The 12,790-nt window shown below is 66.8% G+C and carries 7 protein-coding genes; 5 read left to right on the forward strand and 2 right to left on the reverse strand.

Going from position 1 to position 12,790, the window contains the following annotated elements:
• Window positions 1–30 precede the first annotated feature (30 nt).
• Window positions 31–3,339 carry a glycosyltransferase gene (locus ACYPYD_RS10145; protein WP_459662993.1) on the forward strand — a complete coding sequence of 1,103 codons (3,309 nt, stop codon included), beginning with the start codon at window positions 31–33 and terminating at the stop codon, window positions 3,337–3,339.
• A gap of 3 nt (window positions 3,340–3,342) precedes the next feature.
• On the opposite strand, the gene ACYPYD_RS10150 is transcribed toward ACYPYD_RS10145, so the two are convergent.
• On the reverse strand, window positions 3,343–4,410 hold the full coding sequence (locus ACYPYD_RS10150; RefSeq protein WP_459662995.1) for an oxidoreductase: 1,068 nt from the start codon (window positions 4,408–4,410) through the stop codon (window positions 3,343–3,345).
• Between the two features lie 547 nt (window positions 4,411–4,957).
• On the opposite strand from ACYPYD_RS10150, the gene ACYPYD_RS10155 reads away from it, so the two are divergent.
• The 3 genes from ACYPYD_RS10155 (at window position 4,958) to rutA (ending at window position 9,704) form a co-directional block, all read left to right on the forward strand.
• Window positions 4,958–7,090, forward strand: coding sequence for a TonB-dependent receptor (locus ACYPYD_RS10155; RefSeq protein WP_459662997.1), 2,133 nt, complete (start codon window positions 4,958–4,960; stop codon window positions 7,088–7,090).
• 139 nt (window positions 7,091–7,229) lie between these two features.
• Window positions 7,230–8,597: an amidase gene (locus tag ACYPYD_RS10160; protein WP_459662999.1), complete on the forward strand. Its 1,368-nt coding sequence runs from the start codon at window positions 7,230–7,232 to the stop codon at window positions 8,595–8,597.
• A 24-nt stretch (window positions 8,598–8,621) separates the two neighbouring features.
• The gene (gene rutA, locus ACYPYD_RS10165) at window positions 8,622–9,704 is read left to right on the forward strand and encodes a pyrimidine utilization protein A (protein WP_459663000.1); all 1,083 of its coding nucleotides are present in this window, start codon (window positions 8,622–8,624) and stop codon (window positions 9,702–9,704) included.
• Between the two features lie 231 nt (window positions 9,705–9,935).
• Here the strand turns inward: rutA and ACYPYD_RS10170 are convergent, their stop codons facing one another.
• Window positions 9,936–11,150: an MFS transporter gene (locus ACYPYD_RS10170; RefSeq protein ID WP_459663002.1), complete on the reverse strand. Its 1,215-nt coding sequence runs from the start codon at window positions 11,148–11,150 to the stop codon at window positions 9,936–9,938.
• 99 nt (window positions 11,151–11,249) lie between these two features.
• On the opposite strand from ACYPYD_RS10170, the gene ACYPYD_RS10175 reads away from it, so the two are divergent.
• The gene (locus tag ACYPYD_RS10175) at window positions 11,250–12,488 is read left to right on the forward strand and encodes an amidase (protein WP_459663004.1); all 1,239 of its coding nucleotides are present in this window, start codon (window positions 11,250–11,252) and stop codon (window positions 12,486–12,488) included.
• The last annotated feature ends 302 nt before the right edge of the window (window positions 12,489–12,790 follow it).

Genomic DNA, 12,790 nt, shown 5'->3' on the forward strand with positions numbered 1-12,790 from the left:
CACATTCCTTACCCCCGGACACCCGACGTCATGAGCAAGCCCATCTTCTACGACCCCACCGGCCGCCGCAGCCGCTGGGCGCGCGGTGTCCTCGCCGCGCTGCTGGTCATCGTGCTGCTGGGCGCGGCGGCTTTCGCGACCACGCTCGTCGCGGTGCCCGCCCAGCAGGAACTGGAACTGCCGACGCCGCGCCTCAAGCCCTCGACCCTGCACGGATCGCCGCTGAAGCATGCGCTGAAGTCCTGGCTGCCGCGTGGTCGCAAGGGGCCGGGGCAGAAGCCGCTCAGCATCGGTTTCTACCTGCCGGGCAACGACGCCAGCTTCCTTTCGCTGGTCCACCACGGCAACGACCTCGACTGGGTGGTGCCCGCCCTGATCAACGTCGCGGGGCCGCAGCATCAGGTGACGGTCGAGCCGGATGCCCGCTTCGACCGGCTGGTCGCGGGCCAGTCGCACCACTTCAAGGTGCTGCCGATGGTCCAGAACGTCGCCGCCGACGGCTGGGACGGTGCCGGAACCGCCGCGCTGCTGCATGATCCCGCGCAGCGCCTCGCGCTTGCCAAGCGCCTCGCCGGAGCCGTCACGCAGGGGAACTACGCCGGGCTGGTGATGGACCTTGAAGCGCTGCCGACGCGCGCCATGCCAGACTACCTCACGTTCCTGCGCAGCTTGCACGCAGCGCTGCCCAAGGGCACCTCGCTTGCCGTCACCACGCCCGCCGACGATGAGGGCGGATGGCCGCTGGAAGCGCTCGCCAGGGCCAGCGACAAGGTCATCTTCATGGCCTACGACCAGCACTGGGAAGGGGGCACGCCCGGCCCGATCGCCGCACAGGACTGGTTCGTCCACGAAGTGCAGGGCGCTCTGAAGCGCATCGGTTCCGAGCACCTCGTCGTCGCGCTGGGCAGCTACGCCTACGACTGGCACGGCGACCAGACCGACGCCCTCGCCATCGAGGATGCATGGCTCGCCGCGCATGACAGCGCTGCGAAGATTTCCTTCGATCCCGCCAGCGGCAACGCAGGCTTCGCTTACGACGACGAACAGACCCACCACACGATCTGGATGCTCGACGCGGCTACCAGCTGGAACGAGTTGTCGGCGCTGAAGCGCCTCGGCATCGGTGACATGGCGCTGTGGCGGCTCGGCACCGAGGATTCCGGCTTCTGGAACGACCTCGGCGCATTCCGCAAGGGCGGCACGCCCGACCTTTCGACCCCCCGCGCGCTCAGCAGTGCTGACATCGAGGGCTCGGGTGAAATCCTGCGCATCACCGCCACTCCGCGCGACGGCCAGCGCGCCGTGCGCGCCGACGGCAACGGTATGATCCGCGAGGAGACCTACGCCGCGCTGCCGACGCCCTACGTCGTCCAGCGCTCGGGCGGCACGGACCCCAAGCGCATCGCACTGACCTTCGACGACGGCCCTGACCCCACGTGGACGCCCCGCATCCTGCGCGAACTGGAGGCCGCCCACGTCCCCGCGACGTTCTTCGTGATCGGCGAGAACGCGCTGGGCAGCCCCGGCCTGCTCAAGCGCATCGTTGCCGACGGCGACGAACTGGGCAATCACACGTACACCCATCCCAATCTCGCCAATGCCGGGCCGCGCCAGACCCGGCTGGAATTGAATGCGACCCAGCGGCTGGTCGAAGCCTATACCGGCCGCAGCATGACGCTGTTCCGCGCGCCCTATTTCGGCGACGCCGAGCCGACGACGCCTGACGAACTCGGTCCCGCGCTGGCCGCGCAGGAGGCGGGCTATACGGTCGTGGGCCTCCACGTCGATCCCAACGACTGGCAGCGCCCGGGCGCGGACGCAATCGTCGACCAGGTGCTTCAGCAGGTCCATTCCGCGACGCCGGAGAATGCCACCAATGTCGTCCTGCTGCACGACGGTGGCGGCGACCGTGCCCAGACCGTCGCCGCGCTTCCGCGCATCATCGCCGCGCTGAAGGGCGAGGGTTATACCTTCGTCACCGCCTCGCAGCTCGTCGGCATCCCGCAGGCGCGGGCGATGCCCGCCATTTCGACCACCGATCTTGCCGCCGTGCGCGTGGACGTTGCCGCGTTCGTGGCGCTGATGGCGGTCGCGGCGGTGCTGGCCTGGGTGTTCTACCTCGCGATCTCGCTCGGCATCGCGCGCGCGGTGATCATGGCGGCGCTCGCCTGGTATCAAAGCCGCCGCAAGCGCGCCGAACCGCCGCATTTCGAGCCCGCCGTCTCGGTGATCATCCCCGCCTACAACGAGGAGCGCGTGATCGCCGCCTCGGTTACCCGGGTGCTCGCCTCCGATTACCCGGCATTGCAGGTCATCGTCGCCGACGACGGATCGAAGGACGGCACGAGCGAGATCGTGCGCGCAGCCTTCGGCGACGACCCGCGCGTGACGCTTTTGACGCTGCAGAACGGCGGCAAGGCCAGCGCCCTCAACCGCGCACTGCTGCAGGCGACCGGCGAGATCGTCATCGCCCTCGACGCCGACACCCAGTTCGAGCCCGAGACGATCCGCCGCCTCGCCCGCTGGTTCGCGGACCCGCAGCTCGGCGCCGTCGCGGGCGATGCGCGGGTCGGCAACCGGGTGAACCTCGTCACCCGCTGGCAGGCGGTCGAGTACATCACCGCGCAGAACCTCGAACGCCGTGCACTGGCCGGGTTCGACGCGATGACCGTGGTGCCGGGCGCGGTCGGCGCATGGCGGCGCGCGGCGCTGGACTCGGTCGGCGGCTATCCGGAGGACACGCTCGCCGAGGATCAGGACCTCACCATCGCCATCCAGCGTGCAGGCTGGCGCGTCACGTACGACCCGCGCGCCGTCGCCTGGACCGAGGCGCCAGAGAGCTTCACCGCGCTCGCCAAGCAGCGCTTCCGCTGGGCTTTCGGCACACTGCAGTGCCTGTGGAAGCACCGCGCGGTGATCCGCACCCGCAAGCCTGCCGGGCTCGGCCTCGTCGGACTGCCGCAGGCGTGGCTGTTCCAGATCGCCTTCGCCGCGATCTCGCCGCTGATCGACCTGGCGCTGGTGGTCTCGATCATCGGCACCGCGCTGCGGGTCTCGGCCCATGGCTGGGCGCAGACCAGCGGGGACGTCGGCATGATGGGCGCCTACTGGATCGCCTTCACCGCGATCGATGTGCTGTGCGGATGGATCGCTTATCGCCTCGACGGCGGACGGGCGCGCTACCCGGCGCACCTGCTGGTGGCGCAGCGACTGGTATATCGCCAGATCATGTACTGGGTCGTGATCCGCGCGATCGCCTCGGCCGTGGCCGGGTGGGTCGTGGGCTGGGGCAAGCTGGAGCGTACCGGTTCCGTCTCGGCCCAGCTTGCCGCCGGATGATGCTTACCATGCGGCGCGTTCCTCCGGCGTGAGCGGCAGCGGCATCGAGCGCCCCTCCCGCGCGGAGGCTGCACCGGCTTCCAGCACGGCCATCACCGCTAGCGCTTCGATCGGGCGCACCGGCGGCAGGGCGTCGCCCGCCAGCGCGGCGGCGACGGCGGTGTAGAATCCACGCTGGTCGCCGGGCGTGGCGGGGATGGAGCGGGGCTCGCCAGAACCGTCGTAAACGACGAGGGCGTCGGCATCTTCGCCCCAGCCCGGCGCGCCGGGCCGCAGTCCGGCGAGGAGCTGCACTTCCTGGCCATCGGCCTTGAGCTTGACCGCGCTGCCGCCCGTGCCGTGAACGGTGAAGCGCGCCGATCCGCCCGCGACGAGCATCCCGGCATGGACGACGACCCGCAGTTGCCCATATTCGAGTACGGCATGCGCCCAATCGTCGACTTGTGCGCCGTCGCGCTGGATGGCGACGCTGGCGGTGACGCTGTCGGGCAACCCGAACAGCGCGAGCGCCTGATCGACCATGTGCGGGCCGAGGTCGAACCACACACCCGCACCTGGCGCGGCATTCTCACGCCAACGATCGCGCACTTGCGGTCGGAAGCGGTCGATGCGGGATTCGAAGTGAGTGACGCGGCCGATTGCTCCATCCTCGATGGCACGCCGCACCGTCAGGAAATCGCTGTCCCAGCGGCGGTTGTGGAAGACCTGAAGGTGACGGCCGGTCGTTTCGGCCAATGCCACCAGGCCGCGCGCCTCCTGCAGATCGAGCGCGAAGGGCTTGTCGACGACGACGTGGCGCCCCGCTTCCAGCGCCGTGCGGGCGAGCGGCGCGTGCGTGTCGTTGGGCGTCGCGACGACGACGAGATCGACCGTGTCGTCGGCGATCAGCGCCTCGGGCGCGGCATGGACTGTCACTCCGGGAAAGTCGGCATGGACCTTGCCCGCATCCCGCGAGGCGACGGCGTGAAGCACGAGACCATCGCACGCGGCGATCAGCGGGGCGTGGAAGGTCTTTCCGGCAAAGCCATAGCCCAGCAGGCCGACGCGGATGGGGCGGGCAGGGGTATCCATGGGCGTGATCCTTCGCGTTGTGCTTCCTGGCGGATCTACGCAGTCCGGGCAGGCAATCAACCGCGCCAAGGCAAAAGACCTAATGATAACGTTTACATTACGCGAGTGAAAAATGAACGACCGGATGGGTCTCTGAACCCGCCCGGGATGGCGCTCCGATTTGTCCGACCAGAGGCCGGATGCGGCCTAAACATGCTGGTTTTATGCGTGTTAGTGCCATCGCGTTTGATCTCTCGTACCTTTGGCCATGAGGGTGTGATTCGGGGTATGACGCCACAGCTGGCGCTATCGGGTTTTCGCGGTTCGGTGATTGGGCGTGGCGCAGATTTCCAAGGTTTTTCTGGTAGATACCTTCATGAGCGGTAGATTTGCTACGTCAAAAATGAAAACGTTACCCTTCGGAAGATTTTCAAAAAATTATTATAAAACAATGAATTGAATGTATTGCCGCATCGTTCCCAAAACGACCCGCTTGCAATCATCCGCGAATCGGTCATTGTAATGAAAACGTCAATCATTCCAGAACGGGTCACAGGGAGTTCCAGTCTTGCTCAAGCGTCTAACGTTCACTGCCAGCGCGCTTTCCATAGCCGCAGCCTTCGCGCAGCCTGCATTTGCCCAGAATGCGGGTACGGACTCCGCTTCCGCGGCCGATGCCGCGTCGGAGGGCCTCGGCGAGATCGTCGTCACCGCGACCAAGCGTGAGACCAGCGCGCAGAGCACCCCGATCGCGATGACCGTCGCGAGCGGCGAGGAACTCTCCAAGGCGGGCGTCACCGACGTCAACGCGCTTTCCAACATCGCGCCGACCGTCAACATCGCCCAGAACAACGCCAATACCATGATCACCATTCGCGGCGTGTCCAGCCGCGACTACTCGGAAACGGGTGATCCGGCGGTCGCCGTCTCGGTCGACAACTTCTACCTGCAGCGCGCCTTCGCGCTCAACGCGGCGATGTTCGACGTGGAGCGCATCGAAGTCCTGCGCGGCCCGCAGGGCACGCTGTACGGCCGCAACGCCACGGCAGGTGCGGTCAACATCGCGACGGTCAAGCCGACCGACGACTGGAAGCTCGATGCCGCCGCCGAGATCGGCAACTACGGCACCCTCAACTTCGACGTCGGCGCGACCGTCCCGGTCAGCGACACCCTCAGCTTCCGCTTCGCCGGCACCCGCAAGACCCACGAAGGCTACCGTGATAATCCGGGCCTCAAGGACGGCGACGACGGCAACGTGACGGGCGGCCGCGTCCATGCGCTGTGGACCCCGACCAGCCGCCTCTCGATCCTCGTCACCGGCGAGATGACCCGCGTTGACGGCGTCGGCTCGACCATCAAGGCGGTGCCCTATACCGACGTCAATTCCGACGGCTCGCTGGAGATCGGCTCGTCGAAGAAGTTCGAACTGAACAACCAGGGCTATACCCGCATCCGCACCAAGGCCGTGCGCACCGCGATCTCCTACGACATGGACTTCGCGACGCTGAGCTTCTTCGGCGGCTTCCAGAAGTCGACGCTGAACCGCGACAACGATCAGGACGGCGGCACGCTCTACAACTACGGCTTCCAGCAGAACGAAGACGTCAAGGACCAGAACTACGAACTGCGTCTCAGCTCGAACAACAAGACCGGCTTCACCTGGCAGGTCGGCGGCTATTTCTTCAAGGAGACCGACGCGCTGCTGACCTACTTCCAGGTCCACGGGCTCGCGGTCGATCCGTTCAACTTCTATACCTTCGACTACGACGTGGGCAGCAAGTCCAAGGCCGTCTTCGCGCAGGTCGGTTACGACCTGACCGACAAGCTGAAGCTGGAAGCGGGCGTCCGCTACACCAAGGACAACAAGTACCAGGTCGGCTACAACGACATCGCCGGTGCCTATTCGGACCTCGACAACCACTATTCGGGCGATCAGGTCACCTGGCACTTCGGCGCGAACTATCAGGTCACGCCTGACAACCTGTTCTATGCCAAGGTCGACAAGGGCTACAAGGCGGGCGGTTACACCACCAACTCCTCGTTCGGTCCCGAGCAGATCATCGCGTACGAAATCGGCACCAAGAACCGCTTCCTGAACAACACGCTGCAGGTCAACCTGAGCGGCTTCTACTACGACTACAAGGACCTGCAGACCCAGCAGGAAGATCCGGCGACGGCGCTCGTCTACACCCTCAACGCGGGCAAGGCGCGCGTTTGGGGTGCGGAACTCGAAACGCTGTGGCAGGTCACCCCGGACACCCGCATCGACGCCAACGTGGCATGGCTCGATGCGAAGTATGCGGAGTTCTGCACCGTCACCGCGGCCTCCTGCCCGGCGGCCAGCGACTTGTCCGGCAACCGCCTGACGCAGGCTCCGGAATGGACGCTTTCGGGCGGCATCCAGCATGACTTCCACCTGCTGGGCGGCACCCTGACCCCGCGTGTCCAGACCCGCTACCAGTCGAAGAGCTACTTCACCTTCTACAATACGGCGGCCGAACAGCAGGGCGCCTACTGGAAGAGCGACGCGCAGATCACCTACACGCCCGACGACGGCCCGTTCTCGATCACCGCATACGTGCGCAACATCGAGAACAATACGATCCTGACGGCGAACAGCAACGCCGGCTATGCCAGCGCCTACCTCGTCCAGTTCGCTCCGCCGCGTACCTACGGCGCGCGCCTGACCTACTCGTTCTGATCGGAACTGCGGGATGGTCCTTCTCTCCTCCGGACTGTCCCGCGCTCCCTCCCACCCTCCGCGAGCGCAAGCGCGAAGGGTGGGAGGCCCCTTTTTCCCATCCGCCTCGAAACACGCGATCCTCGCGGACAGGACAGCCATGCCTCACGATCTCGTCGAACTTGCCGAAGCGATCGCCAGCGGTGCCCTGAGCGCCGTCGATGCGGTCACCGACGCACTGGAGCGCGCCGAGGACTGGCGGGGGCTCAATGCCTTCGTCGCGATCGAGGCCGAAGCCGCGCTCGACCAGGCACGGGCCTGCGATGAACAGCGCAGGCGCGGATCGCTGCGCGGGCCGCTCCACGGCGTGCCGCTGGCGCACAAGGACATGTTCTTCCGTGCCGGTATTCCCACCGAGGCGGGCTCGAAGATCTGGCGCGGCCACGTTCCCGCCGAAACCTCCCCGCTGATGGCCCGGCTGGCTGCGGCGGGCGCGATCACCATCGGCCGTCTTCACATGGCCGAGTTCGCGATGGGGCCGACCGGGCATAACGCCCACCTCGGCCGCTGCCGCAATCCGTGGAACGGCGAGGCGATTTCCGGCGGCTCCTCGTCCGGTTCGGGCGCGGCGGTCGGTGCGCGCATCGTCACCGGCGCGCTGGGATCGGATACCGGCGGTTCTGTCCGGCTTCCGGCCGCGTTCTGCGGCGTGGCTGGGCTCAAGCCGACCAACGGCCTGCTGCCCGACACGGCGATGATGCCGCTGTCGAAGACGCTCGATACGGCGGGGCCGCTCTCCACTTCCAGCCGGTCTCTGGCCCGCCTGATGGACGTTCTGGTGGACGGCGAATACGAGGCTGGCCTCATCGCCGACTGCTCGGGCCTGACGATCGGCGTGCCGACCACATATTTCACCGATGACCTTCACCCCGAAGTCGCCGCTGCCTTCGCCGCTGCGCGGCAGGTCTTCGCAGACCTCGGCGCGAAAGTCGTCGATGTCGCCATTCCCGACCACTCCAGCTATCCCGCGATCGCCGCCGAGATATGGGCTCCCGAAGCCGCCGCCTTCCACGCGCGCCATCTGGCGGAGCGGGCGGAAGACTTCGGCGATCAGGTGCGCAACCGCCTGCTGGCGGGCGCGGCGGTCTCGCCGGATGCCTATCTCGCCGCGCTCGGCCGCCGTAAATCCGCGCAGTCGGACATGCTGAGCGGCCCGTTCTCCAAGGTCGACCTGCTGCTCACCCCTGCCGTGCGCTTCCCAGTGCCCATGGCCGAAGAGGTCGGCGCGACCGGCGGCGATGCGATGCAGGCGATGGTGGCCGAACTCTCGGCGCTGACCCGCACGATTTCGATGCTGGGCTTCCCGGCGCTGGTCACGCCGATGGGCTTCGACGCGCGCGGGCTGCCGCTGGCGCTGCAACTCGTCGGCGCTCCGAATTCCGAACAATGCTTGCTGCGTGGAGGGTTTGCCTATGAACAGGCGACTTCCTGGCTCGCGCGCGTACCGTCTCCGCCTCCTCTCCCTTAACTTCTCTCTCCCAGGAGCACTGCAATGGATATTGGTCTGTTCATCCCCATCGGCAACAACGGTTGGCTGATTTCCGAGAACGCTCCGCAGTACAAACCCAGCTTCGAAATGAACAAGAAGCTGGTCCAGACGGCCGAAGGCTATGGCTTCGATTTCGCGCTGTCGATGATCAAGCTGCGTGGCTTCGGCGGCAAGACCGAGTTCTGGGACTACAACCTGGAAAGCTTCACGCTGATGAGCGCGCTCGCCGCCGTCACCAGCAAGATCAAGCTGTTCGCCTCGACGGCTATTCTGACCCTGCCGCCCGCGATGGTCGCGCGCATGGCCGTGACGATCGACAGCGTCGCGCCGGGCCGCTTCGGCGTCAACGTCGTCACCGGCTGGGCCAAGGGTGAATACGAGCAGATGGGCATGTGGCCGGGCGACGCCTACTTCGGCCACCGCTACGACTACGCCAGCGAATACGTGCAGGTGATGAAGGACCTGTGGGCCGAGGGCAAGTCGGACTTCAAGGGCGAGCACTTCCAGATGGAAGACTGCCACATGCAGCCCAGGCCCAGCACCGGCAAGATCGAGATCGTCGGCGCGGGCCAGTCGGCGCGCGGGATGGAGTTCGTCTCCAACTACGGCGACTACAACTTCGTCACGGCGGGCGGCCTCAACAAGCCGACCAAGCATGCGCCGACCGTCGAGGCGCTGGTCGAAGCGGCCGCCAAGACCGGCCGCGACGTGGGCGCCTACATCCTGTGCATGGTGATCGCCGACGAGACCGACGAGAAGGCCATGGCCAAGTGGCAGTCCTACCGCGAAGGCGCCGACATCGACGCGCTGGCATGGATGAGCGACCAGGGCGCGGCCGACAAGACCGCCGGCGAGGGCTCGACCGCGCGTCACATCAACCTGCCGGAAGGCGCGGTGAACCTCGGTATCGGCACGTTCGTCGGTTCTTATGAAACCGTGGCAAAGCTGCTCGACGAAGCGGCCTCGGTGCCCGGCACCAAGGGCATCATGCTGACTTTCGACGACTTCGAGCAGGGCCTCGTGAACTTCGGCGAGAAGGTTCAGCCACTGATGGCCTGCCGTCAGGATCGCCTCGTCGCGGCCTGATCTACGCTACCCTGACGGCCCGGTCTCTCTCTCTCTCCATCGGGTCGTCCAATACCCTCGGCCGGTCACGCCCCCCGCGTGACCGGCTTTTTTGCGCGGTAAGGTTCTGCTGCGACCCTTCGACAAGCTCAGGGTGAGCGGATGTAGCGTAAGGGTTGGGCAGGCGGGGGCGTAGACCTCTCAAACCCGCTCAGGCTGAGCTTGTCGAAGCCCCCGCAGCAAGGCGCTTCGTCAGTCGCGGGAAGCCATCGCCGCCCGCCCCGCCAGCAGTGCGCCAAGGCCCGCAACCCAGCTCACCAGCAGGAAGCTCGTCCCGTAATCGCCGGTAAAGCCGTAGATCGTCGCCATCGCCGCCGGACCGATCATCACGCCGATGAAAGTATAGACCAGCGACCCGCCGATCACCCGGCCCGCGTCCTCGGGCGCGCAGTGGTGCGTGCATTCGGCCATGACGACGCCGTTCCAACCGCTCATGCAGAAGCCGAACAGGCACAGCACGCCGATCGCGACCACCGCAGGCAATGCGTCGATCCGCCACAGCGCGATCATGCAAGCCATCGAGACCACGCCGATCACCGCCAGCACCGTGAACCCGCCGAAGCGGTCGCCCAGCCCGCCCCACGACACGCGGCCCAGCGCTCCGCAGGCCTGCACGCCCCCGGCGACGAGGCCCGCCGCGACCATCGACCAGTGATGCTCGACCAGCATGATCACCGCAAAGGCCGACAGCGAAAGCTGGATCGAGGAATAGAGCATCCCCAGCATCGCCAGCACCCGCAGCGGTGCCTTGCCCCAGACGAGGCGCTGCTCATAGACGAAGCCGCGCCAGACGGAGATCGTGACGGGCGCTGTCGGACGCTCCGGCCCGCCCTTGAGCGCCAGTACGCCGATCATCGCGAAGCAGGGCACCGCGCCGAGCACGAAAGTCGTACGCCAGCCCAGCCATCCTGCGAGCGCCGGGATCAGCAGCGCCGCCACCACGCCGCCGATCGGCACGCCAGCCTGCTTGATCGAGAAGATCAGCGAGCGCCGGTGCGGCGGCGTCACCGCGCCCAGTATCTGCGCCGAGGCCGGATTCTGCACGCCGTAGCCCACGCCGATCACCATCGATGCCAGCAGCGCCAGCCACGGGCTGGCGCTCGTCAGCAGCAGCAATGCGGCGCCGAAGCAGGCGAGGGCGAGCTGCTCCACCTGCATCGGCCCGCGATGCTGGATCAGTGTTCCCGCCATGGCAGAGGCGAACGTGCCCGCCGCGTAGATCACGCTGATCTGGTAACCGACGTAATGCGGTGCCAGCCCGAATTCGCCCGCGACGAGCGGGGCGATCCCGGTCAGCGCCAGCGCCGTCATCGTCGACAGGATCTGGATCGTCGTCGTCGTCGCCAGCACCGAGGCGATCGAGGGGGCCTTTACGGGCGGGCTATGCGTGGAGGCTGTGGAGGTCATTGCTGCACTGCATAATGTAATGCTTTACACGATCCAAGTAGGAAGTCACAATCGTGGGACATGGCGCTATGGCGCCGCCTGCTCGGGAGCCGAATTTCCATGGTCCAGACCCCCTACGCCCCTGCCGTGGCCAATGTCCATGCTGCATTGCAGCGTATCGGCGCGCGCGATGCGCAGGTCCGGGCGTGGCTGCACGTGGACGATACCGGGGCGCTGGCTGCGGCGAGGGCACTGGATGCGGGCGAACCGGTGCCGCTTCATGGTGTCTGCGTGGGCGTAAAGGACGTGATCGCGGTGGCGGGGATGCCGCTCACGCACAATTCGCCGTTGTTCTCCGGCTTCGTGCCTGCCGAGGACGCGCCTTGCGTCGCCACCTTGCGGGCGGCAGGCGCGGTGATCCTGGGCAAGACCGACACCACCGAGTTCGCCGCCGCCGGGCGCAATGCCGCCAGCGCCAATCCGCATGATTTTGCGCGCACGCCGGGCGGTTCCTCGGCCGGGTCGGCGGCGGCGGTGGCGGACGGGCATGTGCCGCTGGCGCTGGCGACGCAGACCGGCGGCTCGACGATCCGCCCCGCCAGCTTCTGCGGCATCCATGGCTTCAAGCCGAGTTGGGGCCTTGTCAGCCGGGAAGGCGTGAAGACCTATGCCAACAGCCTCGATACCGTGGGCTGGTACGCGCGGGACCTCGACCTGATCGACCGGGTCTGCGAAATCTACGGCTTCGCGCCGGGTGAGCGGGAAAGCGCCGAGCCCTTGCGCATCGGCGTGTTCCGCACGCCCTGGTGGGACGAGATGACGCCCGATGGCCAGGCCGCTTTCGACGGCATCGCCGCCGCCATGACGGGGGCCGGGATCGACGTCGTCGAGATCGCCACGCTGCCCGAGTTCGAGCACCTCAACGACGATCACCGCGCGATCCTGTTCCGCGAGGGCGCGGCCGCTTTCCTGAGCCTTGCACGCGCACGGCCCGACTTGCTGCATCCCGATTTCCATCTTCGGGTCGATGCCCTGGCGACATATCCCGACGCTCGGCTGCGCGAGGCGCATGACCGTGCGGCGGCGGCACGGGTGGCGTTCGAGCGGGCGATCGCCGGACTCGACGCCGTGCTGGCGCCGAGCGCGCCGGGCATCGCTCCGCTCGGCCGTTCGCCGGGGGAGCCCCGGTTCAACCAGCCCTGGACTTTGCTGCATGCGCCTGTCGTCAACCTTCCGCTGGCAAAAGGTGAGGGCGGAATGCCCATCGGCGTCTCGCTGGTGGCGCCGCGCTATGACGACCGGCGATTGATCGGCGTCGCGCGCGAGGTGGAAGCGCGATTGACATTTATCGCCAAATAGGTTATATGCCCCAGCATCCGGAGCGGTGCAGATCACATTGCTTCGGTGTATCGGGTCGGCGTCGTGGGCCGGGATGCGGTTTCAGCCGTAGCTACGCAAACCACGCGTCCGTTCGAAGACCCGGACTGTCCCTGCGCTACCGGAAACGCCGTCCATACGTTCCTGCGACACACGGCAGGACATGGGACGGCCATCCCGGATAGCCTTCGGCCGATAACGATGCGAACCCTAACGACGGCCACATGGGACTTTCCGATGGAATACAGGTCGAGCCGGGCTGCACCGTGAGTTACCCGGCCGCT

Source organism: Novosphingobium sp. 11B, assembly GCF_054589055.1.

Bases quoted from the DNA above. Each gene is read 5' to 3' on its own strand.
- rutA (WP_459663000.1), top strand. From the start codon at position 8,622: ATGGATATTGGTCTGTTCATCCCCATCGGCAACAACGGTTGGCTGATT.
- ACYPYD_RS10175 (WP_459663004.1), top strand. From the start codon at position 11,250: ATGGTCCAGACCCCCTACGCCCCTGCCGTGGCCAATGTCCATGCTGCA.
- ACYPYD_RS10150 (WP_459662995.1), bottom strand. From the start codon at position 4,410: ATGGATACCCCTGCCCGCCCCATCCGCGTCGGCCTGCTGGGCTATGGC.
- ACYPYD_RS10170 (WP_459663002.1), bottom strand. From the start codon at position 11,150: ATGACCTCCACAGCCTCCACGCATAGCCCGCCCGTAAAGGCCCCCTCG.
- ACYPYD_RS10160 (WP_459662999.1), top strand. From the start codon at position 7,230: ATGCCTCACGATCTCGTCGAACTTGCCGAAGCGATCGCCAGCGGTGCC.
- ACYPYD_RS10145 (WP_459662993.1), top strand. From the start codon at position 31: ATGAGCAAGCCCATCTTCTACGACCCCACCGGCCGCCGCAGCCGCTGG.